Raw genomic sequence first — 23,450 nt, forward strand, 5'->3', positions numbered from 1 at the left:
TTCAGCAAACTAAACTACAGCTTTATTGTTATTTTTGTTACATTGCATCATATTATCCTATTAATAAAAACACGAATATGATCTCATCGGAATATTTACCAATACTTATTTCAATAATCTTCTTTTTCACTGTCATCATTGGGTCAATCCTTGCTTTTGTAATTCTGAAAAAAATCAGAAACCGACAAAATGCACCCATCACGGAAGGCTCAGATCATACTATTAATGTACCTCTGATTGCTTCATTCATTGCAATCAAAGGGCTTTATCCTATTTCCATAGCGAACAACAGTATTTCGCCACGTCTTATACTCCATGAGAGCTTTGTAGAATACAAGGTCTTATTCACGAGAAAAAGATCATACAATGAAATACAACAAGTGCATATCTTCCTTGCTCCCTTTACCACCAATATTATTCTGGAGTTTAAAGATAGTAGAAAATCGTTTGCCGGAAATCTCAACAACAAACAAAAGCTGGCGGATGTATTGAAAATCTTAAAACAGAAATGTTCCCTTTCTTTAAAAGCACAGCAATTTTTGGAAGAAGCTGGGCAGATATAATGTTATAAACTAATTGATTAAAACGGGTAATAATCCTTCTTTAAAATCCTGTATTTTAAAATCTGCCAAATCAAAGTCTATGTTGTTATCATTATTGGTAAAAACAATAGTCTTCATTCCGGCAGCTTTGGCAGCCTTTAATCCGGAATGGCTATCCTCAATAGCAATACAGTGTTCCGGTAATATACCCAATTGCTGAGCAGAAGTAAGGTATACAGCAGGATGAGGTTTTCCTTTTTCTTCAAATTCTGCAGAATGAATGGCATCAAAAAGATCACGAACCTGAAGTTTTTCAAGAACGGCATCCGCAACCCTTATAGGAGCATTGGTAGCCAACCCGACTTTATATTTTTTATTTTTAAGAGCCTTAATAAATTCCTTTATTCCCGACATGGTACAGTCTTCAATCTGTATCAGTTCAATGACTTTAGAGACAACTTCTTGCTCTACAGAAGATATATCCAGATTTTCCCATGGAAACTTTCCGTACCAGAACTCTGTAACCTCCGTTGTTGTCATGTATTTGGTTTGTGAAGCCAACTCATCAGTTACCTGAACTCCATATGATGAAAATACTTCCTGTTCTGCTCTTGCCCAAAAACCTTCAGAGTCTACAAGAACACCATCCATATCAAAAATTACCGCCTTTAAAGCCATACTTAAAAATAGATTGAAATCATTAATGACTGATTTTATATACACAACGTTGACCTCCTGAAATAATATGGTCTATTCTTTCTACGGTGTAGTCTTTACCAATCAATGATTGAAATTTGAAAGTTCAGCTCTGCAAAATCCCTGGCATTCCGTTGCTGCAGCACAGATTGGACAATGGTTTTCGATCAGAAAATACTCCTCGCCTTCTTTTTTCCATTCGGCCATGTATCCTTCTTTGCTTCTGACTTCTGCAAGGGCATCCAAACGTTTTTCTATCGTTTTTGTTTTAGAAAGAACCTTTTCATAGCGTTCATAGGTATTCTTTTCCCGGTCACTAATCAATAGATCCAGAGCATTTTCTCCTAAAAGATTTTTTACAGATTGTAAAAGCTGAACCGTTACTTCCGCATGGGTATCCGGAAACTGAGCCAGCCCCTTATCAGTAAGTGTATAATAAGTGGAAGGTCGCCCTACTCCTTCACTCTTCATTGTAGGTTCAATCAATCCGGCTTCAGCAAGGTTGAGTAAATGCTTTCTCGCTCCTTCTTTTGTGATGGATAATTCTTTAGCAATCAAAAGTGAAGTTGTCTCACCTCTCATCTTTAAAAACATCAAAATGCGATCTGCTGCCGGCTTTTTCATTTGACAATGTTTAGGTTGTTTTATTTTTCAACAACAAAGATAGTCATTTTCTATAATCTCAAATTCAAAACAACAAAACACTCATTTACAACATTTTACTAAAAAAGCAAGAAGAACTAATAAAACAACCTAAAAGTTGTTTTATTGAAATATATTTCTACCTTTGTCCCACATTAATAAAAATAAATGCGATGAAACCATTTACATTACCTCAGTTACCTTATGCATATGATGCTTTGGAACCTTTTATCGATAAAAATACAATGACTATTCACCACCAGCGCCATCATCAGGCTTATGTAGATAATCTGAATGCTGCTTTGGAACAAACCAATGAAACCAGCCCTGATCTTGATTCTCTATTGCAAAGAATCAGCGAATACAGTCCGGCGGTAAGAAATAATGGTGGTGGCCACTTCAATCATTCCTTATTCTGGGAAATTCTTTCTCCGACACCTAAATTGAATCCTGAAGGAAAACTGAATGAGGCCATCACTTCCACATTTGGAAGTCTTGAAGATCTTAAAGCAGAAATGAAAAAAGCAGGTCTTGGGCAATTCGGATCCGGATGGGTTTGGTTGTTTGTAAAATTCAATGGGTCTCTTGCCGTAAGTGCTACCCCTAATCAGGACAACCCTATGATGGATATTCTTCCGGTAAACAGAGGATTCCCTATTCTTGGAATCGATGTTTGGGAACACGCTTACTATCTGGCCTATCAAAATAAAAGGGCAGATTATCTGGATTCATTCTGGTCTGTATTGGATTGGACTTCGGTAGAGAAAAAATATGAAGAAGTGCTTTCAAAAATAAGATAATGTGTAATTGCAACCCCGTTATGAATCAGGAAACTTTTATTAATAAAGCAAAAGCCTCAGGCATCATTGCTCTTGATCTTTTACAATATAAGCCCACTACCGAGATTGTGGAATTGGATATCAAAGATCATCTCTTTATGGGAATGATCGTTAAAGAAAAAGAGTTTAAAGAATCAATTGCTGCAGTAGATTTTTCTATATATGACGGAAAAGCGGTAGGAATTATTTGTTCTACAGATGCTATTATTCCGCCATGGGCATATATGTTTCTTATGGAAAAACTAGCTCCTTATGCTGTTTACGTAGATTTAAACAATGCAAAAACAGTACTTATTGATCTCTGGAAACGTCGTCTCATCTATGCAGACCTGAAACATTATAAGGATCAGAAAGTGGTTGTGAAGGCAGGACCTGATATTGCTCCGGCACTTTACCTTTTAGCAACTTCATTATTGCAGCCTTTGGTCAAAAACCTTATGTATGGTGAAATAGGACTTCCAAAAGTAATTTTCAAAAAATAAAACAAAATGAAAGCAATTATATTCAACGGATCTCTGGAAAGAAGAACAGAATCTACTTCCGGCCTTATTGCAGCTTATGTATCAGGGCATCTGAAAGCACTTGGAATAAAGACTGATATTTTTACACTCGCTGATTCAGGAATTCCTTTATATGATGTCACTCTTACCAAAACCCCACTGGCAGTGGAAAGGATGACCCAGATGTTTCAGGATGCAGAGCTTCATTTCTGGCTGGCTCCTTTGTATCACGGAAGCATTCCGGGGGTGATGAAAAACTGTCTCGACTGGCTGGAAGTGACAGCCAATACTTATGAACCTTATCTTACTGACAAAACCATAGGATTAGTATGCTGGGCAGATGGTTTACAGGCTATGCAAGGGATCAATGCGATGGATACCATTGCCAAATCATTGCGAGCATGGCCACTTCCCTTTAGCGTTCCGATGCTGAGAAATTCTTTATTTGATAGTGAAAATCCAAAACAGATCTCAGCATTCTATTCTGGAAAACTCAATAAGCTTATCAGCATAGCCACAACAAAGAAAATAGAAAAACTACAACTACAATAAATCATCATAACATGATAGAAACAGATATACTGATCATTGGTGCCGGCCCTGCGGGGTTATTTACAGTTTTTGAAGCCGGCCTTCTCAAAATGCGTTGCCATATTATTGATGCATTACCACAAATGGGAGGCCAGTTATCAGAATTATATCCTAAAAAACCCATATTTGATATTCCGGGATTTCCCAGTGTACTTGCCGGGGAACTGATTGATAATCTATATGAACAGGTCAAACAATTTGAACCCGGTTTTACGTTCAATGAAACGGCTGTTCATCTTCTTAAACTGCAGGAAAACCTCTTTGAGGTCATCACAGATAAAGGAACAATACACAGATCAAAAGCGGTGATCATTGCTGGTGGCCTTGGAAGTTTTGAGCCTAAAAAACCTCCTATTGAAAACATCTCTTTATATGAAGAGCGTGGTGTCAATTATTTTATCAAACGCCCGGAAGATTATGCCGGAAAACATGTTGTCATTGCCGGCGGTGGCGATTCTGCATTAGACTGGACGATTCATCTTGCTGAAATAGCTTCATCACTCACTTTAATTCACCGAAGAAATGAATTCCGAGGTGCTCTGGATTCTGTGGAAAAAGTGAAAAAATTGAAGCATGCAGGGAAGATCAACCTGATCACACCTGCTGAAGTAATCGCCCTTAAAGGAGAAAATACGCTACAGGAAATTGTAGTGGAGAAAGAAGGGGCTATCCAGACGATTGAAACAGATTACTTCATTCCTTTATTCGGATTGGTTCCTAAACTGGGTCCATTGGCAGACTGGGGACTGGAACTGGAAAAAAATGCCATTAAAGTAGATAACAGCACTGATTTCCAAACCAATATTAGTGGAGTTTATGCTGTAGGAGATATCAATACATATCCTTATAAATGAAACTGATTTTATGTGGATTTCATGAAGCCGCTATTGCCTGCCAAAGTATTTACCAAAGGCTGAATCCTAACAAAAGGTTTGTATTAAAATATACTACCGTAAGTGGTGTAGAAGGTTTTGACGGAACTAAAAAACAAGCAGAAAAACAAGTAGTAGCAACGATTGACTAATAACCATGAAAGACGAAATAACAATCACAGTGACAGATCAGACCGGTATTCAGCATACCCTGATCTGCCCACTGGAGATGGGACTTACTTTAAAAGATATCTGTAAAGCCTATGAATTACCTATGGAAGCCATGTGCGGTGGAATGGCCATGTGTGCGACCTGTCATTGCTATATTCTGAATGGAGCGGCATCATTGTCTGAAAAAAATGATGTGGAAGATGCCCTTCTTTCAGAACTCTTTACTTCTAAGGAAAGCAGCAGGCTAGCTTGCCAAATCTATCTGACAGCCCAAATGGATGGGCTTTCTATAGAAATTGTGGCAAATTAACAGATTCAAGATACAAGTTTGCACAGTTTATGATGTGATAAATTGTTGGAACTGTTTTAATTAAGTTTAGTAGGGATTTCTAAGACAGTACTATGTTGAAGAAGTCCCTTTTTTACAACCTTTAAAAAAATAAGAATATGGCAATAAAAATAACAGATGACTGTATTAATTGTGGAGCCTGTGAACCGGAATGTCCCAATTCAGCCATTTACGAGGGAGCCATCGACTGGCGTTGGCAGGATAAAACCAAACTTTCAGGGGCTGTAACCTTCCCTGATGGAACTGTGGCAGATGCCAATGCATATAATCAGGCTGTATCTGATGAAGTGTATTATATTGTATCCGGAAAATGTACAGAATGTAAAGGGTTTCATGAGGAGCCTCAGTGCAAGGCTGTATGTCCCGTAGACTGCTGTATTGATGATCCCGATCATAGAGAGTCTGATGAAGTCCTACTGGATCGACAGAAATTCATGCATGAAGTTTAATTTTTTTATAGAATCCATTCCTTCAATTTGTTTTGTAACAAGAACTTACCCTTTCTATACTAATCGGGAAACGAAATATCAATAATAATTGAAACCCTTATTATAAATTATGAAACCGATATTATTTTTTCTCGTCATGTTGTCTGTTTTATTATCAGCACAAACCGATGTATCAAAGCTCAAAAAAGAGTATGCTCAGCTTTTAGAAAAATCCAATTATGGAAATAATCCAAAAGCAGGCAAATATTATGAGGTCAATGGAATCAAAATGTACTGTGAAGTCTACGGAGAAGGCAAGCCATTGCTTCTTATCCATGGAAATGGAGGCTCAATTGTAGATTTTTCCAAACAAATTCCTTTTTTTTCAAAGCATTATAAAGTGATCGTTGCCGATAGCAGGGCACAAGGGAAATCAACAGATAAAGGCAGTGCCCTTACTTACGAAATGATGGCTGATGATTATGCCGAACTGCTTCAAAAAATGAAAATTGATTCCGCTTTTGTAATAGGCTGGAGCGATGGAGGAATTAATGGACTTTTGCTCAGCATGAGACATCCGGAAAAGGTAAAAAAACTTATGGTTACGGGTGCCAATTTAAGACCCGACTCTACAGCAGTGCAAGCTGATATATTTAAAATGGTAAGTAATAACTATGCAAAATTTAAAGAAATATTTGCTGCTAAAAAGGACAAAACAGATCTGGATTATACGGTTCTCAAACTTAAAAGATTGTTGAGTGAGCAGCCGAATATAGATCCTAAAACTTTATGGAGTATTAAAATTCCTGTCCTTGTTGTCGGCGGTGATGATGATGTAATAAAACCGGAGCATACTTTGGAAATATTCAGGAATCTTCCCAAAGCTAATTTGTGGATTTTACCTGATTCCGGGCATAGTACCTTGGTTGTTTATACTGATGAATTTAATGCTAAAGCAGATACTTTTTTTAAAACAAAATACAGGGTGATCAAAGATAGAGATCGTGAGTTTTAAACATAAAACAACACTACCCTCTTCATTATATTTAAATTTCTACACCATTAATAAAGGCGGATGACAACCCGCCTTTATTATTTTATAAATTTTGAAAAAAGACAAACAAATCCTGATGATCAAAAATTCCTAATCTTTTTCTGATTCTGCTTTTCTTTTGTTGTACAGATCTATGTTGAATAAAAGTATAATTAGCAATCTCTTTGGAAGTAAAATTCAATTTGATCATCGCACAGAACTCCAGTTCTGATGTGGTAAGATCCGGATTGATGTCTAAAAGTTTGGGAATAAAATCAGGATATACCTTTTCGAATCCAGCCAGAAATGATGAATCATTTTCTTTAGCCATTTCGATCAATGCTTTAAAGTCCTCATCAATCCTTGTTGTTTCTAAATGATCAATCAGCCTTACTTTCTTTTTGAATCTTTTGTAAATGATTAAAACGATAATAAAAACAATAACGATTGCAATAAGACCATATATCAATATATTTTTCTTAAAACTGCTTGTCTGCTCATTTTGGTTTTTAGAAATTTCTTCAGCAACAGCATGATTAACACCCTCATCCTGAACATGATCCAGACTTTGCTTCGATTTAACATACTGCACCAAATATTGCTGTTCTTCACTTTTCTTGTTAAGCCTTCTATAATCCAATGCTATTGCTTGATAAAGCCCTGGAAGATAAAATGTACGATGTGTTTTTTCATTAATCAATACTGCTGCTTTATAATGTACAATGGCCTTTTCATACTCTTTCCTGGCCCCAAAATAATCCCCGTAAACCAAATGAAAAAAACCTTTTCTGGCAGTATTTATTTTATCATTCTTCAATAATACCTGGGCTTTTTGAAGATAGATAAGTGATGAATCCAGGTTGTCTGAAATATGATACTGAGCTAATTGAGTATGGGTAAGAGGAGAATTATTAATCCATAAAGCCTTATGAAAATAGGTCAGTACCGAATCAATATTATCCTGGCTCATTAAAATACTGGCTCTGCCAGAATACAATTTATCTAAAGAATAATTTTTTTTGTCCTCTTCAGAAATATCTTTTAGATAAGATATCCCTTTTGTATTATACTTTAATGCCGTATCAAACAATCTTAAAACAATATCAATTTCCGCATATTCATAAGAAATACGAGCCAGCAAAACTTTATTATTGGTTATTTTTAATATATTTTCAGCACGTTTATGATAGGAAAGAGCAGCTTCATAATTGTTGATGGTGGCATATATATTAGCTATATTCATATAGCATAAGGCTTCTCCGTCTTTGTACCCCTTTTCTTTTGCTTTTTTAAGATATTGCAGATTAAGCCTTACCAGATTTACATAATCTCCTGATTGTCGTAATGTTTCATTTCTTTTTAATACTGTACGATCAAAATTTTCGTAAGATAATTCTGTGTTTTTGCTATCGCAGCCGGAAAATATAATCAAACAGATATATCCAAAAATAAAAGGAACATACCTGAGCGTATTCTTTAAATAAAATTTCATCATATTGGCATTACAGATCTTTACATCATAAGAATAAATCAAAGACTAGTTATCACAAATGTATTGATATTTTTAATAGAGAAACTTTTTTTTCCATTTTGTCACTGTATTCCTGCTTAGCTTGAAATGATTGGAAATCTGGGTATTGTTAAGTCTGTTTTTCTTTTGATAATCAAGAATTTTCAAAATAGTAACCTGATCATAGGAGCGGAAACTCTGATTAGATAATACATGATCCGTTTCAGAATTTGAGGTTAGTATTTCATTAAGTTTAATAACATCAAGAGCTGAAAGATGATCCTGAGATAAAATACAAGAGCATTGTTCTTTTTTATTTGGATAACAAGCCGCAATAAGGTCTGTATAAATTCTTTTATAATCTGGAAACTCGGAATTTTTCATTGAAATTAATAATATAAAAATAATAGATCTATAGAATTTTTGGCCGAAAACATACTACATAAATAGCTTCCATGTCAGGAAACATAAACAGAATATTTTCTGATCCATGTATATAAAGTAGTTTTCGGAATTCTATAGTCATCCATGACCTGTTGTTTTGTTTTTTCCCCAGAAATAATGAGCTTTAAAATAAACAATATCACCTCTTTGGTATAAATCTTCTTGCGAAATTGAGGTAAATTACTTTTTTTCTTTACATCCGGCTCTGATAAACCGTTTTTTTTAGGAGGCGCATACAATACCAGATGCTGAGAATACAGACGAAAGAAGTCGTACTCCAGCAACTTACTCCATTTCAAAACAATATCAGTGGAAAGTTCTTTTTGTAAAAAAAATTGATGAATGTCCGATTCGGTACATTTCATAAACTGGGCAGCTCTTTCCATCGTAATATTTTCTTCAGCAATTTTTGTCTGAATAAGCTGCCCTATATGAATCTCTTTAAAATTTAACATATTGGTTGATACATTTAATACAACATCATTTATTTCCAGTAATTCCATACTTTTCCATCAAAAAAAGCAACACTTTTACTTGCTCTGTCATAGCACATCATTCCTGGATAAGGATTGGCAACGGAAGTATGCGGATTGGTAATCTGCGGAAGAATAACAGCCTTATTACTGCTTTCGAGAATAAGAACTCCTTTTGCAGCAGATGAACTACTTCCCATGATAATGCTTAATGAAGAACCTGGTGAAGTATTTGGCATTATATTATTACGGCTTCCTACAGAAGAGATATCTATCCAGGCATCATTCTGATACATTCTTATTTTGGAAGTACTCTGATCAAAAATAAAAGTTCCGTTGTTGGCATTGTGAGTTCCTTTGTAGACAGGCGAATTCTGTACAGCCGGAAGAATAATTCCCCTGGTGTTTCCTGCACTGTTGTCAAAATCTAAAATAGTGCTGGTTCCCGTGATATTTGCTTTACCTATTGCAATCTGAGTATAAAAGGTAGTCGGCAATAAAAGGAGTAAGATATTGATGATATTTTTTTTCATAATGATCGTTTATTGGTTACAGCTTTGCTCAATACAATTCCAATGGGTTCCGTTATACAGTTTTACACATTTATCAGCAATGCTATATATCAGCATTCCCTCGCGGGGATCACTAATTGAAGTATCATTATTTACACGACTGATTACAAAGCCTTTGTCCGGAGACTCCAACGCAATAAAACCGTTGGAAATATTTTCCTGCCATCCGGGATTTCTTGTTGTATGACTGGTAATTCCTATCATAGAGGGTATAGTACTCTTTCCTGTTAACAATGGGGGCTGGGTACATTCATCAGGAGCTTTGAAACTTCCTGCTTTGAAAAACAACCAAGAGTCATAGATATTATCATAGATATCTTCTACATAGATCGTAATTGTATTGAGGCCTGCGTGAAGATTGCTATTGAATGTGAGCGTTTTTGAAATTCCATCAGGCTCTGCATAATAAGCTCTTACTCCGGACATATTCCAGTCATTATTCACAAAAAGATTTGAATTTTCTATATTGTTGATATTATCTACAGAAACTTCTCTTCCATCCGGTGTCAACAAAATATTATTCCCGTTTACGATAATCCGGCTAACATCATTAGCAAGGCCTACATACTCCAGATATTCTTCCGATCCAAATACAACCTTACCGCTGAAAGTTCCTGCCGAAGGAGCATTATAGGTAAAAGATATTCCTGCTTTATCAAAATACGTTTTATTGACAAAAGGATCAATTCCGTTTATCCCACTTCCCGGATTGTTTGTAAAACCTGCAGATGTATTATCTGCTAATGAAAATGTTCTTCCAGTTGAAAACAGAAGGGCTTTATCAAAATCTGCAAAATCCGGAGCTGAAGGATACACTTTCCCTATTTTACTAAGGTCATGCATTCCATAAATTGAAGTATTTTTTCCCCAGACCTTAAGATTAGAAACTCTGGAAGAAATATCCTTTCCAAAAAGAAGATTTAATAATTGGCTATCACTCCATCCACTTGCAGCAATAAATCCAGGAGTTCCTGTATTCGAAATTACAGGTACAGCCTGAGCCTTTCCATAAGTAGGAAGTACTAAAAAGAATATATAAAACAGATAAAAGCGGTTCATTGTCTGAAGTATTAGAGTAAGTTTTAATAATAAAATAGTGTACGTTTTTTTCTTTGCAAATTTGATCATGAATACTAGCTCATTACAAGAAACAGGATACAACATATATACTACATACCCTGTAAAATAAGGCACTCATAAATACTTCATCCATTATTTTATCCACCTGATAACAACAATAATAAATTCAACAAATAGTCACCTAAATATGAGTTATCCAAAAGAGATAATTCAAATCATCATTATATTTTGTATATAAACAAAAAAGGTGAGCAAAGCCCACCTTTTTATTATATGATAATTCCTGTTTTTATTGAATACTATTTCCCTTTAATCTCATTGTATATCTTTTGGGTAAAAGGAGTATCTACCTGAAGATCTTTACCATATTTCAAAACGGCTCCGGCAAAAAGTTCCAGTTCATTCTCTTTTTTTCCTGAATGAATATCCAATTGTAGAGATGTTGGCGTTTGGAAAGGAAAAGTGGAAGCTTTTTCAAAAGTTTTTGCTATAATATCTTCCACAAGATAAATTTCTTTTTTGTCTGCAATTTGCTTTATTTCTTTCATAATTTCTGTTGCTTCATGCTTCTGCTTTTCGTCAGTACATACAGTTCCAATAGATGAATTATGTTTAGCCGTTACCAAGCCAAAACTTGCTATGAAAATGAACTTGGTCCAGATATCCGTTAAGGAATTGTCTTTGAAATCAAAATCAATTTTACTTTCCTTAAGAAGATCGACTACCCAGGCCACATCGCTGGAAAAATGTTCCGGATCTTTTCCTAAAATCATCTTTCCTGTTTTTCCTTTATGCTCCACGATTCCTCTTTCTTTAATATGGGAAGCCACATAAATACAGGTTGGTAAAATGACATGTTCAGGAATTATGTTTCGGATTCTGTCATAAATATCCGCTCCATTCATCATGGGAAGCAATATTGTATCTTTGGTAATGACCTCTTTAAGTTGTCTGCAAACATTTTCCAGATCATATTCTTTTACACAAATCAGCACAAGATCAGGATTTTTAATATCACTGATATTCTGCTCGATTGCATTGGGATGAGTACGGTCATTGGGATGTTCCTGCGAAAGTAAGATCAATCCGTTTCTTTGACTTTATTGTAAGTTTCTCCTCTCGCAATAAAGGATACCTTATATTTTCCGGATGCTTCATTAACCTGGTTGATTTTAAAGCCAAAATATCCACCAACACCCCCTAACCCTATAATGACAATGTGTTTTTTGTTCATAAAACTATTTTTCAACAAAGATGGATGAGAAATCTGAATCCATCACTTGACAAATGAAAAGAAATGGTGAATTTTGAGAAAATAAGGGATCGAAGCTGGGAGCGGGAGGCAGGAAATTATAGAGGTTCAAAAACAAACTTCATTCTATTTTTACAGATTTTTTATTATTTGAATGGATTTGTTGGAAATCGCGAAGGCGCTAGAAGATATAAAAAGGTGAGATTATTTAAGACGCAATGATTTTATCTCCAATAAAATTGTACACTGCAGATTTAATAAATACTTCATTCAGTAAAAAGATTATCATGAATAATATGTCTGCAATAGCTTCCCTCTTCACTTATTCACTAAACACTTCAATTAAATAAAAAATCATCAGAAATAGGTCGTCCGCAATAACTCCCAGCCTCCAGCTTCCCGCTTCCATCCTTTATTTACGAATTTCCCTACGGATTCGACTTAATGAACTGTCTTTAATTCCCAGATAGGATGCAATGATCTTCAACGGAACATGTTGAAAAATATCAGGATCTTTTTTCATCAGGCTACAATATCTGGTAGATGCCTTCTGGCTTGCCATTTCAATCAATCTGTCATGAATATTATGATAATTTAGAACAAAAAGAAGCCTGCTGAATTCCCTAAATTCCGGAATATTATGAAAATTATACTGTACATTTTCCAACCCGGTTTCCCAAAACGTACAATCTGTTACAGCCTGATAGGTTTCTTTGGTGGGTTGTTGCCTGAAGAAAGATAAAAAATCATTTACAAAACAAGGTGCTGCATAAATATTGGTCGTTATCTCCTCGTTATCTTCATTCAGCAGATAAGAACGTACATATCCTTTTTCAAGAAAATACGTTTTGGTGCTGATGGTATTTTGATCCAAGAGAATAGCATTAGCCTTTAATTCAAACTGAATAAAGGTTTCCGTGATTTTTTCAACTACCTCTTCCTGAATGCTGAACAAGGAATGGAAATAATTGTTGATCGATGATTTATCCATTAGAAATACAATACTACCTATTTGGCCGACTAAAGTAGTGATAATTCTATGAATTTCATTTAGTTTAGTTTCACCGCTTTTGTTGCCATAAAAGTTGGCAGGTATTGATCAATTAAAAATCTTGGATGGGGCTGCATTTCCTCTGTAAAATCGGCAATCATAAAACCAGCCTTCAGCTGCCCTCCAATCAGATCAGAAAGCGTATGTCCAAAAACCAGCGCTTCCTGATTCGCTATTTTTCTGGCAATCTGCTCTTGATCCAGGTCTTTGATATCCGCAAAAGGCAATGTATATTTGGGTCTGATAATCCCATCTGCCATGTCCTGTGGATTGCGATCTGCTACAAAAACAACCGGGTTGAAAAAGCTGGCCAATAAAGAACCTCCTCTTTTTAATACTCTGTACGCTTCTTGCCAGACAGGATTTACATCTTCCACATAATGATTGGAAATAGGATGAAATACAATATCAAAAGATTCGTCTTCAAAAGCGCTGAGGTCTCTCATATCTCCCTGAATGGTTTTTAAAGACAACCCGTCTCGTTCTGCCACCCTTTCATCCTGTCTCAGCTGTTCTTCCGAAATATCAAAAACGACAACATCAGCCCCTGCTGCAGCCAGTACCGGAGCTTGTTGCCCGCCCGCAGATGCTAAACATAAGATTCTTTTCCCTTTTATATCACCCAGCCATTCTTTCTGTAAAGGCTTGGGGGTAAGGTGTACTTCCCATGTCCCTTCTTTTGCTTCATTGATCAGCTCTGTGCTTACAGCCTTAGACCATTCGTTTTGTTCTAATGCCTGTTTATTCCAGGCTGACTCATTGTGATGTAAAAAGTCAATTTTTTCTTCTTGCATATTAATTATTCTTTTTCATTGGCATTATAAAACATTTACAATGCATTACAGTATTCAAATATAGAGACTTTAAGAGGTATCGGCATTGAGAACACTATTCATTTTCATGAAAAAGAACTGAATTTGTCCTTTCCTGATTGGTTATAAAAAAAACGGCCGAATCTTTTTCATAAAATTTAAAAATCACAAACCAATAAAAAAAGCCCGACATATTGCCGGGCTTGTAGAATATCTCATCTGCTTATCTCGAAAGAATAATCTTACGGGAATACAACTCCCCTTCTTTTGTCTGAAGGTTAAGAATATAGACTCCTCCAGGAAGAACAGCTGGCAATTCAAGCGTTTTTGTTCTGAATACTGAACGATAGACTTCTTTTCCGGAAATATTAGTAATGGAAACAATGGAATTTTCCAAAGGAATATTGCCCTCGAGAGTGATTTGTCCTGTAGTTGGATTAGGGGAAACTTTAAAAATTTCCTCTATAGAAACTGTATTGGAACTTATTTTATTAGCACGTCGACTACAGAAAGCCATATTTGTACCATAAGAACAATATAGATCCTGGACTTCATCATCAGTAAATTTTCTATTATAAATTACTAATTCGTCCAGTTTACCCTGATTAAGAGAAAGTGTAATCGAATCCATTTGGCTTCTTCTCACCGGATCCCATTCTCTACAAGAGCCTACAGGGCTAATTGGAAATCCATCTAGATACATACAAATATTATTACCACTATACACCAAAACAAAATGCTGAAGCTTATCTCCATTTCCGGTAAGATATCGAAAAGTGTTTGGATCGTTATTTAAGTCTGCATAACCAGAAAATAGTTTTAATTCTGCTCCAAAAGCCGTAAGACGGAGTATACCAGCATCCATACGAGCCCAGAAAGAAACTGTAATATCACCAGTTTTAAGTTGAGAAGGTATCTGTGGGCTTATAAGTCTTATTTCTTTGTCAGAAGAAGATGTAGCAAGCCCCTGATCACAAATCAGATTATTCTGATACAGAGGACTATAGTCAGGATAATTAGGATAGGTTGGATAAGGTGTAAAATTAAATCCGGCTATACTTTCATTACTATTTCCATTAAATGAATAGTAGTAAAAAGGGTCAAAAGGAGGTAAACCACAGCTTGTAAAATAATAAGCATAGTATATTCTAAGCTCATCATTCAGATCAAGCAATCCGCCATCCAGTTTTACCCTTACCCTGTCAAATCTTTTCTTTGGGGTCAACTCAATTGTTCCTCTTTTAGTTCCCGGATCGGTATTTAGCATGGTATCATCTACCTTTTTAGCATCTCCATTAGAGACATTTCCTAAAAAAGTTTCGACCTCCATTTTTTTCAACAAGCCAACAGATATCTCAGAATTCTTAGCGCCAATACCAATAATGACTTTTCGAAAATTACCAGCAACAGCCTCAGGAAAGATTAAAGTTTGTGTAACATTGGCTCCCAATAAAGATAAAGGAACCTTTATTGTAGAATAATCATTTTCATTATTCCCTATAGCATTTTGAGGATTCGCTACAGAACAGTTAACACATAGCCCACTCACTGCATTAGTCTGGCTGGTTACATAGATCTTGTTTTGTGCGAACGAAATAGCACTTAAAAACATAAAAAAGTTCAGCCATGATATCTTTACAAGATAACGATTGGATAAAAAATTAATTTTCATAGTATTAAAATTTAGGTTTGGTTTATATTTTGAGCATACCCAAGCATAATCCCATTAAAAATGGCATCATCTTCTATTTTTAAAAAGTGAGACTTAACGGATAACCGTATATCTGCGGATATTTCTATCCTTTATCTGTACTGTAAGACTATAGCCCTCCAAAGCATCAGACAGAACTTCAAATACTTTTGATTTGAGTTTTCCATGATACAACTCTTTTCCGGAACTATTACAGATCAAAATATCAGGAGCTAGTAAAGGAATATTTTTGTCAATCCTTCCCCTCTTGTAAACAGAACTTTGGCAAGCAGATACAAATGCCTTTGCAGAAACAGTCTTAAGGGAAAAACATGTCTCAGGTAATAAACTAATTTTCATGTGTGTGGCGTTTTAAGTTTTAAACTTATTCAAATCTAAACATAATAACAATATTATTGTCATATTTCCCTTGATAATTGCAATAAAATATTAATTCAATAATAAAAATTAACATTATTGGGAATTTCACAACATGAAAAATAAAATTTAAACATTTAAATACCAATACATTACAAGATGAGACTCGTCCATAATCTTGACAATTATCCCAAGATGAGACTTTTTCAATAAAGGAATGTATTACATACAAAGTAAATAACCCAAGAGAGTAAAATCTATTTCCATTCTTATGTTATGTACTTACAAAATCTTTTTATTATTTTGCCTGTTCTATTCAATCAAAAAAGCTAATGACTAGATGAATGATATTATATTAGAATCAAAACGTTTAACCTTACGCCCATTCGGTGAACAAGATCTTCCTACTGTGCATGAAATGCTTATAAAGCCTGAAAGCACATTATTCAATCCCAGTTCTTACGCTGAAGATGAAAAGGAAACAAAAAAAATAGTGGATGCCTGGAGGTCAGAAACAAAAGATGGGCAAAGCCGTAAAAAGTTTACTTTTTTAATAGAAACAACCACGGATTTTACCTTTGTGGGCATTATTGCCATTGATCTTATTAAACTTCATTACAAAAATGCTGAAACATGGTATAAACTTAGCCCTGAAGTCTGGGGAAAAGGATATGGAACGGAAGCATTAGAAAGAATCATTCAATTTGGCTTTGAAGAATTAAAACTCCACAGAATTGAAGCAGGCTGCGCTGTTGATAATATTGCTTCTTATAAAGTCATGGAAAAATGCGGAATGACAAGAGAAGCCCATCGCAGGAAGTTACTTCCCTTACAAAGTGGATGGAGTGATAATTATGAATATGCTATTCTCGAGGAAGACTATTTTGCGAAATAATAAACTAATCAATAGTTTTTTGGGTAATCCGCGAAATAAAAACATGAGGTTTTATGATTCTTAGAACTCTAGTTTTTATATCACGCAAAGATTTATTTTCTGATGACATACTCTTAGAAAGCTAAGGGAGAATCTACAGAATTGATTCATCTCTTAGCTTCCTTAAAAATAAAACATATTTTAAATAGAATTTTGCGTTAAATTTATAATTCAACCATTACTTTTTTTTAAAGCTGAGATTCAAACAAGTGTAAACAAAAGTATTAAAGTGAATACAAAATAGAAATTCATCCACAAAAAAGATCCATATCTAAAAATATTGAAAACATTTTTTAAGCCACGAATGCACGAATGCCTTTCTATTTGCACATTCATGGCATTTATTAAACAAATTATCAAACATTTTCTTCTATAAAATGTACTTTATATCTGTTCCAATATTCCATATAAACACGATCTGTATCCCCATCTAAATTCAACTGGTACAATCTGAAAGTTACCAAAATATCTTTGGGCTGCCATTGCTCTTCATAGGAATAACAATATTTCATTCCTATTTTCTTCATAACATTCCCACTCCGTTCATTATGAATATCATGTGTTGCTGTAATATAAAGGAGATTGGAAGCTCTCAAATGAACCAATAGTGCCTGACATGCCTCTGTAACAACCCCTTTATGCCAATGCTTTTTACTAAGTCCATACCCAAGATCATTACTTTCATGGTGTGCAATATTAATATATCCGATAGGCACATCATTGGTCTTCAAGCATATTGCATACCGGTATCCTGTTTCATTTTCATACGTTTTAATATAATGCTTTACTAAGTATTCTTCTGCTTCTTCTACGTTCTCAAATGGTAATAAAGGTAAATATGTATTCACTTCAGGATCATTCATCATGTGATAAAAAGCTTCAGCATCTTCCAGTCTAAATCTCCTCAGGATCAAACGTTCTGTGTGTATATCAGGGGTATTCTTCATTTTCTTTAACTAATCAGTTATATTTAAAATACAGTTTCTGTACCATATCGACTTATTAATATAATAAAACATACTATTTTTCATCATATCAGGCTCTTTTTTTAACATTATTACAAAGGCATAGAATTTTAAAAACATCACAAACACAAACACAAAATACTGATTTAAAGCAACATAAAACATAAAACACACTAAAAAGGCATAAAAACAGAACCATTTCAACAAGCTCATTCAGTCCTGATTTTGAACATTTTTAAAAGGTTTTTGGTAAGAATGCAGATGCTGAAATGATGTAAATTTGCTATACTCAATGAAGAAGTCTCTTTACATATCAATTACTTTTATACTTGTCCTGTTTTTTACATTACTACTGGGCTTTGCTCACCACAAGAAAAGTAATATCTCTGTGAGTTCTTCACAAGATCAAATAAGTTTCAAGGTATCCAATTCTGTTCAGCAGCATGACTTATTGTTCATGACCTCAATTGCTGAAAATGACTTTGATGTTGACAAAACTTTTTTTGATCTGCCTTTTGTCCTTTTTGAAAAAGAAATGTTTTCATGGGGATCTGCATTAAATTCTAATGTGATAATGAATTCTGAAACAGAATGGGTACATCATTATCATCTTCCGAAATATCTTTTATTCCATAATTTAAAGATTAGAGCATAAGCTCTTCCCTTCTTGTAAACCTTAATCAATAAGGACTTTACAAATATTCTCTCATTAAGATTATCCGAAAAATTCAGATAATCAGTTTCACCTATAAAAATATAAGCTATGCATGAATTGAGTATAGTGAAGGATATCTTTGACACTTTGGAAGAGCATTATGATGCTAAAGTTGAAGATATCCAACAGGTTCAGGTAACGGCAGGACTCCTTTCCAATGTTCAGCCCGTCCTGATTCAGAATGCTTTTGATGCCTTCATTACCGATCATCCGTACTATCGGGAAATGGAACTCGAAGTACTCGTCAATGATATTATTGCTCATTGTGACCTGTGCAACAAAGACTTCCAGGTCAGGTATCACAAATTTGTCTGTGAGGACTGCAAAGCTCCCTCTTCCAATATCGTCCAAGGGAACGAACTCTTTATTTCAAAAGTAATTTTTAAACAAAAAGACCATTAATATGTCAACAGCTAATCCAAAAAGTTTAGGAAACCGCGTAGGATCGGTTCAATGTGATAATACCACTCTTCATTTATTAAAGGCTAATGATTTTGTAGCCAAAGCCATCAGAGACCGCTTAAAAGATGTCTGCGTGATCAATGTGTGCTCTTCTCCAGGATCCGGGAAAACAACATTAATGCAGGAAACCGGAAAACGACTGGCACAGGATCTTACTATTTCAATCCTTGTGGGCGATCCTGAAACAGAGCGTGACGCCATCAGAATGCGTGAAGCAGGAATCAATGCTTTACAGATTGTGACTGGCGGAATGTGCCACATTGAGGCTCAGATGATTTTGCAGGCCTTAGATCATATTGATTTAGAAGGGTTAGACTTATTATTCATCGAAAATGTAGGAAACCTTCTTTGCCCGTCTGCTTTTGACCTTGGGGAAGATTATCGCGTCACTCTTCTAGCTTCTACTGAAGGGGATGATAAACCTAAAAAGTATCCCCGCATGTTCCTAACCAGTGAACTGATGCTTGTTTCTAAAGCGGATTTACTTCCTTACGTTCCATTCTCTGTAGAAGCGGTAACAAAAGATGCCCATGAAGTAAACCCTAATCTTGAAGTAATGACCATCAGTACGTTAAACGGTGACGGAATTGACGAATGGTGCAACTGGCTGAAAGAGAAAGTGAAACTGAAAAAAGAAAGCGCAAAAGAAGCTTAGTATGAATACAGTACAACCAGTCGTAATTGATGAAGTAAAAATGGGAATTGATCTGAACGGTCAACATTCTGACATTCTGGAACTCGAATGGTTTGAAAACAAAAAGCAAAAACTAACCCGGACTACCAGATCCGGGCTCGTTTTGGAATTGAGATTAGGAAACATCAAGGAATGGCAACAGGGAACCAGCTTATATAATAATGGTCAACTGATCGCAACTATTGCCATTAAAACCTGCCTTACCATAAGTTTTCTTGCTGAAAATGATGCCGAAGCGGCAGACTTCTGTTACTTTATCGGAAATCAGCACCTTCCGGTATTTATCACATCAAATCAACAGTTCGCTGTTCCTTATGATGGTCGTCTGTATGAGCAGCTTTCTTTAAGGTACGGTAAGCGTATTGAGCTGATGGATGCTCAGCTTTTATCCCATCAATCCTTACGTTATCTAGCAAAAAATAGAATCTATGAAAATTAAAAGTTTGTTTATTATAAGTTTTTCTGCGATGCTGCTGGCATTTCAAAGCTGTAATAACCCGAAAAATTCCAGTCCTAAAGAAACCTCAGCGAATACGAAAGTATCAGCAACCGACAGCAGAGGTAAAAAAATTATTCTTCCTCATGAAGCCATGCGCATTGTTGTGCTATACAACGCATTGGTTGATGATGTTTATATGCTTCAGGCTGGTGAAAAAATGGTAGGAATTCCCCAACAGATCTACGAAATGGAAGATACCTACAGATTCCTTTCCAAGCTTGATGATCGTATTAAAAACAAAAGCATTGCGACTCCTACTTTCGGTGGACAGTCCAGTAATGCGGAAAGCATTGTAGGCTTAAAACCCGATTTGGTACTGACCTTTAATACAGATGAGGATAATATCAATCAGATTGAAAACCTTGGAATTCCGGTATTTACTTTTTCTTCTTTAAATGATGAAAAGATCCTCGATGAATTAAAAAATGTTGGAAAATTGCTTGGAAAACAGAAACGTGCTGAAGAAGTTACAGGATATGTTGCTGAGGAAGTAAAAAAAATGAGAGCTTCTCAGGTTACTTCTCCTAAAAAGATCTACTATGCATGGTCAAAAGGGCGTATCATGTCTACATCAGGAAAAGGAAGCCTTATTGATATGGCGATCACCCTTTCCGGAGCTCAGAATGCCTGCCTTGTTCCGGTGGAAGCACCCAATATCAGTGCCGAGACCATGTACAAGTGGAATCCTGATCTTATCGTGCTGTGGAATTCAAAACTATCGGACGTTTATAGCCTTAAAGAACTGGAAGCGCTTCCTGCTGTAAAAAACAAGCAGGTATTTGTAATGTCACCATCGTTTCCATATGATCCGCATACCGTGAAGTTTATGTTGTTTGCTAAGCAACTGCGTCATTGGTGTATGCCGGAATATACACAGGAACAACTCGATCAGGATGTAAAAAATGCATTTGAAGTAATCTATGGTAAAAAAGGATTAATCTGATGATAAAGAGCATTAAAACAGTTTCTCTACTCATCCTGCTTCCTATACTTTTGGTGTTTGTTTCACTGATTATAGGTTCCAGCCAGAATATTGGCATGGGAGAACTGTTTCATCATATCGCTCTGGAATTGGGAATTTCTAAAGATGAAGCGGTTTCTCAAGGAAGTCTGCATACAATTTTATGGCAGGTTCGCTTACCAAGGATTGTTCTTACATTTCTTGTTGGGGGTTCTCTGGCCTCTGCCGGAGGGGTTCTGCAGTCTGTTTTCAGAAATCCGATCGTTGATCCGTTTACATTGGGAATTTCTTCAGGTTCCGCATTTGGAGCAGCATTAGCTATGTTGTTTCCCATAATGGCAGTCAATGTTTCGGCATTTATTTTCGGAGTTGTAGCAGTGGTCATTACCTATCTTGTCTCGTATGCCGGAGCTAAAACATCTATTGTCAGTATGGTACTTGCCGGAATGATCGTATCAGGGGTATTTACAGCTTTCCTTACCGTTTTACAATATCTGAGTGATCCTTATAAATTACAGGCTATTGTACAATGGACTATGGGAAACCTGCATACCGCTTCATGGCAGAAAGTTCATACAGCTGTATTTCCCATTCTTATTGGTTTAACAGTCATTGTTGTACTTCGCTGGAAACTTAACCTTTAGCGTTGGGAGATCATGAAGCCATGGCCGTTGGAGTAAATCCAACAGTATTGAAACTGATTTTAATGGCAGTAACTACGATGATTACGGCTTCATCTGTAGCTGCAGTGGGGGTCATCAGTCTGTTTGGATTGATAGTTCCCCATATCAGCAGAATGATTTTTGGCCCGAACAACAACATTACCGTTTGGGCGAATATCAGTATCGGGGGAACATTTTTATTATTGATTGATGATTTCTCGCGTACTGTAATGCCCTTTGAAATTCCGATCGGAGTATTTACCATGATTATCGGAGCTCCTATTTTTATTTATCTCATGCGTAGAAACGCTATAAACTGGAACTCATGAACAGTGTGATTAGTATAGAACAGCTTTCTTTTGGTTATGGAAAAGATCAGGTGCTGAATAATGTCAATGCAAAATTTGCAAAAGGAAAACTTTCGGTCATTCTAGGAAGAAACGGAAGTGGTAAATCTACCTTGTTTAAGATCATTGCCGGATTAGAAAAAGACTACCAAGGAAAAGTATGGATTGCCGATAAAGAACGCCGAAAAATAAAAATAGGAAATACATCACCTGTTCGCCTAGGATTTTTAACCCAGTTTCATCAGACTACTTTTCCCTTTAAAGTTTTTGATGTGATCTTAACAGGCCGTGCTTCTTTTTCCAAATTCTCCCCTAAACAATCGGATTATCAGGAAGTAGAAACCATTCTGAAGAAATTTAATTTAACCCACTTAAAAGATAAGCCTTATACTTCTCTTTCAGGTGGTGAACGTCAATTGGTTCTTTTGTGCCGGGTATTGGTTCAAAAACCGGACATTCTCATGCTGGATGAACCTATCAATCATCTGGATCTGCATTATCAGGTTGCTGTATTGGAAGCCATTCGTCAGTTGGTGAATGAAGGAACTACGGTTTTATGTGTTATGCACGATCCCAATCTGGCCTTCATGTTTGGTGATAATTTTTTTGTAATGCGTCACCATGAACTGGTAGCTGTTCAGTCGTTGGAAACAGATGAATTGAAACAGCTTCTTGAAGAAACGTATCAGGTTCCTTTACTCGCTCTGGATAATCAGGGAACTCCCATATTTGCCCCTCAATTAAAATAAAATATATGAAAGATCATGAAGAAATAACAATTTCATTGGTTCAGGATTACCAGGTATTTGAAGTCCTTCCTTATGTCATGGAATTCAGACGCCAATTATATCCTTTATTGGATCCATTGATTGTACCTAAAGACCTTGTCAATTTTGAACAAAATTATCTACTCTCTCCCACCGGAGCCTTTTTACAGGCTCGAACCACAGCCGGAAAACTCATTGGTGTTATCGGAATGATGCCCTTTGACTATCGTTTTCCTCATCTGGATATTGATGAAAAAACAACCGTAGAAGTCGCAAGATTATTCGTCAATCCAGAATATAGAAGAGCAGGAATTGCCACCCGACTGTTCCAGGAACTGGCAAAAACAGCTCAACAGAAAAATATAAAAAGATTATACCTGCATACCCATCCTTTTCTGCAGGGAGCGTATGACTATTGGCTCAAACAGGATTTTACACTTCTAAAATCTTGCTATGAAGGAACTTACCCTACCCTCCATATGGAGCTTATGATTTCAGAAGAACAATAAATACTACAAT

At 35.8% G+C, this 23,450-nt stretch carries 27 protein-coding genes and 3 pseudogenes; 17 read left to right on the plus strand and 13 right to left on the minus strand.

The window, feature by feature from the left end:
* Nucleotides 1–77: 77 nt before the first annotated feature.
* Nucleotides 78–563 (plus strand): hypothetical protein, encoded by a 486-nt coding sequence (locus QWZ06_RS16095; RefSeq protein WP_290299564.1) that lies wholly within the window; start codon nucleotides 78–80, stop codon nucleotides 561–563.
* Between the two features lie 9 nt (nucleotides 564–572).
* On the opposite strand, the gene hxpB is transcribed toward QWZ06_RS16095, so the two are convergent.
* Together hxpB and QWZ06_RS16105 are read right to left on the minus strand one after the other, a co-directional pair.
* Nucleotides 573–1,220 (minus strand): hexitol phosphatase HxpB, encoded by a 648-nt coding sequence (gene hxpB / locus QWZ06_RS16100; RefSeq protein WP_290299567.1) that lies wholly within the window; start codon nucleotides 1,218–1,220, stop codon nucleotides 573–575.
* 102 nt (nucleotides 1,221–1,322) lie between these two features.
* On the minus strand, nucleotides 1,323–1,862 hold the full coding sequence (locus QWZ06_RS16105; RefSeq protein WP_290299569.1) for a helix-turn-helix transcriptional regulator: 540 nt from the start codon (nucleotides 1,860–1,862) through the stop codon (nucleotides 1,323–1,325).
* Between the two features lie 191 nt (nucleotides 1,863–2,053).
* Between QWZ06_RS16105 and QWZ06_RS16110 the strand changes: the two genes are divergently transcribed.
* The 7 genes and pseudogenes from QWZ06_RS16110 (at nucleotide 2,054) to QWZ06_RS16140 (ending at nucleotide 6,645) form a co-directional block, all read left to right on the plus strand.
* The gene (locus tag QWZ06_RS16110; RefSeq protein WP_290299571.1) at nucleotides 2,054–2,680 is read left to right on the plus strand and encodes a superoxide dismutase; all 627 of its coding nucleotides are present in this window, start codon (nucleotides 2,054–2,056) and stop codon (nucleotides 2,678–2,680) included.
* Nucleotides 2,680–3,201, plus strand: coding sequence for a DUF2480 family protein (locus tag QWZ06_RS16115; protein ID WP_290299573.1), 522 nt, complete (start codon nucleotides 2,680–2,682; stop codon nucleotides 3,199–3,201). The genes QWZ06_RS16110 and QWZ06_RS16115 overlap by 1 nt, the downstream gene beginning before the upstream one ends.
* Nucleotides 3,202–3,207: 6 nt before the next feature.
* Nucleotides 3,208–3,771 carry an NADPH-dependent FMN reductase gene (locus tag QWZ06_RS16120; RefSeq protein WP_290299575.1) on the plus strand — a complete coding sequence of 188 codons (564 nt, stop codon included), beginning with the start codon at nucleotides 3,208–3,210 and terminating at the stop codon, nucleotides 3,769–3,771.
* A gap of 11 nt (nucleotides 3,772–3,782) precedes the next feature.
* A pseudogene (locus QWZ06_RS16125) lies at nucleotides 3,783–4,834 on the plus strand (NAD(P)/FAD-dependent oxidoreductase).
* 5 nt (nucleotides 4,835–4,839) lie between these two features.
* Nucleotides 4,840–5,163, plus strand: a complete 324-nt coding sequence (locus tag QWZ06_RS16130) for a 2Fe-2S iron-sulfur cluster-binding protein (protein WP_290299577.1) — start codon at nucleotides 4,840–4,842, stop codon at nucleotides 5,161–5,163.
* A gap of 137 nt (nucleotides 5,164–5,300) precedes the next feature.
* Complete coding sequence (locus tag QWZ06_RS16135; RefSeq protein ID WP_290299580.1) at nucleotides 5,301–5,651, plus strand: 4Fe-4S dicluster domain-containing protein; 351 nt, start codon at nucleotides 5,301–5,303, stop codon at nucleotides 5,649–5,651.
* 109 nt (nucleotides 5,652–5,760) lie between these two features.
* On the plus strand, nucleotides 5,761–6,645 hold the full coding sequence (locus QWZ06_RS16140; RefSeq protein ID WP_290299581.1) for an alpha/beta fold hydrolase: 885 nt from the start codon (nucleotides 5,761–5,763) through the stop codon (nucleotides 6,643–6,645).
* A gap of 82 nt (nucleotides 6,646–6,727) precedes the next feature.
* On the opposite strand, the gene QWZ06_RS16145 is transcribed toward QWZ06_RS16140, so the two are convergent.
* The 10 genes and pseudogenes from QWZ06_RS16145 to QWZ06_RS16195 form a co-directional block, all read right to left on the minus strand.
* Entirely contained in the window at nucleotides 6,728–8,158 is a 1,431-nt protein-coding gene (locus tag QWZ06_RS16145) for a tetratricopeptide repeat protein (protein ID WP_290299583.1), read from the minus strand.
* Nucleotides 8,159–8,227: 69 nt separating this feature from the next.
* Nucleotides 8,228–8,557 carry a helix-turn-helix domain-containing protein gene (locus QWZ06_RS16150; RefSeq protein ID WP_290299584.1) on the minus strand — a complete coding sequence of 110 codons (330 nt, stop codon included), beginning with the start codon at nucleotides 8,555–8,557 and terminating at the stop codon, nucleotides 8,228–8,230.
* A 74-nt stretch (nucleotides 8,558–8,631) separates the two neighbouring features.
* The gene (locus QWZ06_RS16155; protein WP_290299585.1) at nucleotides 8,632–9,120 is read right to left on the minus strand and encodes a transposase; all 489 of its coding nucleotides are present in this window, start codon (nucleotides 9,118–9,120) and stop codon (nucleotides 8,632–8,634) included.
* Nucleotides 9,102–9,623, minus strand: a complete 522-nt coding sequence (locus tag QWZ06_RS16160; RefSeq protein WP_290299586.1) for a phage tail-like protein — start codon at nucleotides 9,621–9,623, stop codon at nucleotides 9,102–9,104. Before QWZ06_RS16160 ends, QWZ06_RS16155 begins: the two co-directional genes overlap by 19 nt.
* A gap of 9 nt (nucleotides 9,624–9,632) precedes the next feature.
* The gene (locus tag QWZ06_RS16165) at nucleotides 9,633–10,721 is read right to left on the minus strand and encodes a choice-of-anchor L domain-containing protein (protein ID WP_290299587.1); all 1,089 of its coding nucleotides are present in this window, start codon (nucleotides 10,719–10,721) and stop codon (nucleotides 9,633–9,635) included.
* 320 nt (nucleotides 10,722–11,041) lie between these two features.
* A pseudogene (locus tag QWZ06_RS16170) lies at nucleotides 11,042–11,976 on the minus strand (ketopantoate reductase family protein).
* A gap of 430 nt (nucleotides 11,977–12,406) precedes the next feature.
* Nucleotides 12,407–12,985, minus strand: a complete 579-nt coding sequence (locus QWZ06_RS16180) for a Crp/Fnr family transcriptional regulator (protein ID WP_290299591.1) — start codon at nucleotides 12,983–12,985, stop codon at nucleotides 12,407–12,409.
* A gap of 59 nt (nucleotides 12,986–13,044) precedes the next feature.
* Nucleotides 13,045–13,839 carry a class I SAM-dependent methyltransferase gene (locus QWZ06_RS16185; RefSeq protein WP_290299593.1) on the minus strand — a complete coding sequence of 265 codons (795 nt, stop codon included), beginning with the start codon at nucleotides 13,837–13,839 and terminating at the stop codon, nucleotides 13,045–13,047.
* Between the two features lie 241 nt (nucleotides 13,840–14,080).
* Nucleotides 14,081–15,529, minus strand: a complete 1,449-nt coding sequence (locus QWZ06_RS16190) for a T9SS type A sorting domain-containing protein (RefSeq protein WP_290299595.1) — start codon at nucleotides 15,527–15,529, stop codon at nucleotides 14,081–14,083.
* 93 nt (nucleotides 15,530–15,622) lie between these two features.
* The gene (locus QWZ06_RS16195; protein WP_290299597.1) at nucleotides 15,623–15,907 is read right to left on the minus strand and encodes a hypothetical protein; all 285 of its coding nucleotides are present in this window, start codon (nucleotides 15,905–15,907) and stop codon (nucleotides 15,623–15,625) included.
* A gap of 358 nt (nucleotides 15,908–16,265) precedes the next feature.
* Between QWZ06_RS16195 and QWZ06_RS16200 the strand changes: the two genes are divergently transcribed.
* The gene (locus tag QWZ06_RS16200; protein WP_290299598.1) at nucleotides 16,266–16,820 is read left to right on the plus strand and encodes a GNAT family N-acetyltransferase; all 555 of its coding nucleotides are present in this window, start codon (nucleotides 16,266–16,268) and stop codon (nucleotides 16,818–16,820) included.
* 395 nt (nucleotides 16,821–17,215) lie between these two features.
* Here the strand turns inward: QWZ06_RS16200 and QWZ06_RS16205 are convergent, their stop codons facing one another.
* Complete coding sequence (locus tag QWZ06_RS16205; protein ID WP_290299599.1) at nucleotides 17,216–17,806, minus strand: GNAT family N-acetyltransferase; 591 nt, start codon at nucleotides 17,804–17,806, stop codon at nucleotides 17,216–17,218.
* A gap of 310 nt (nucleotides 17,807–18,116) precedes the next feature.
* Between QWZ06_RS16205 and QWZ06_RS16210 the strand changes: the two genes are divergently transcribed.
* The 8 genes and pseudogenes from QWZ06_RS16210 (at nucleotide 18,117) to QWZ06_RS16245 (ending at nucleotide 23,440) form a co-directional block, all read left to right on the plus strand.
* Nucleotides 18,117–18,479 carry a hypothetical protein gene (locus QWZ06_RS16210; protein WP_290299601.1) on the plus strand — a complete coding sequence of 121 codons (363 nt, stop codon included), beginning with the start codon at nucleotides 18,117–18,119 and terminating at the stop codon, nucleotides 18,477–18,479.
* Between the two features lie 108 nt (nucleotides 18,480–18,587).
* Entirely contained in the window at nucleotides 18,588–18,941 is a 354-nt protein-coding gene (locus QWZ06_RS16215) for a hydrogenase maturation nickel metallochaperone HypA/HybF (RefSeq protein ID WP_290299603.1), read from the plus strand.
* A 1-nt stretch (nucleotide 18,942) separates the two neighbouring features.
* Nucleotides 18,943–19,656, plus strand: a complete 714-nt coding sequence (gene hypB, locus QWZ06_RS16220; protein WP_290299605.1) for a hydrogenase nickel incorporation protein HypB — start codon at nucleotides 18,943–18,945, stop codon at nucleotides 19,654–19,656.
* Nucleotide 19,657: 1 nt separating this feature from the next.
* The gene (locus QWZ06_RS16225; protein ID WP_290299607.1) at nucleotides 19,658–20,134 is read left to right on the plus strand and encodes an urease accessory protein UreE; all 477 of its coding nucleotides are present in this window, start codon (nucleotides 19,658–19,660) and stop codon (nucleotides 20,132–20,134) included.
* The gene (locus QWZ06_RS16230; protein ID WP_290299608.1) at nucleotides 20,124–21,137 is read left to right on the plus strand and encodes an ABC transporter substrate-binding protein; all 1,014 of its coding nucleotides are present in this window, start codon (nucleotides 20,124–20,126) and stop codon (nucleotides 21,135–21,137) included. Before QWZ06_RS16225 ends, QWZ06_RS16230 begins: the two co-directional genes overlap by 11 nt.
* 95 nt (nucleotides 21,138–21,232) lie before the next feature.
* Nucleotides 21,233–22,146, plus strand: a pseudogene (locus tag QWZ06_RS16235) (FecCD family ABC transporter permease).
* Nucleotides 22,143–22,913, plus strand: coding sequence for an ABC transporter ATP-binding protein (locus QWZ06_RS16240; RefSeq protein ID WP_290299610.1), 771 nt, complete (start codon nucleotides 22,143–22,145; stop codon nucleotides 22,911–22,913). Before QWZ06_RS16235 ends, QWZ06_RS16240 begins: the two are co-directional and overlap by 4 nt.
* Nucleotides 22,914–22,918: 5 nt before the next feature.
* Nucleotides 22,919–23,440 (plus strand): GNAT family N-acetyltransferase, encoded by a 522-nt coding sequence (locus QWZ06_RS16245; RefSeq protein ID WP_290299611.1) that lies wholly within the window; start codon nucleotides 22,919–22,921, stop codon nucleotides 23,438–23,440.
* The last annotated feature ends 10 nt before the right edge of the window (nucleotides 23,441–23,450 follow it).

Origin of the sequence: Chryseobacterium tructae (genome assembly GCF_030409875.1) — a bacterium.
GTDB classification, from domain to species: domain Bacteria; phylum Bacteroidota; class Bacteroidia; order Flavobacteriales; family Weeksellaceae; genus Chryseobacterium; species Chryseobacterium tructae.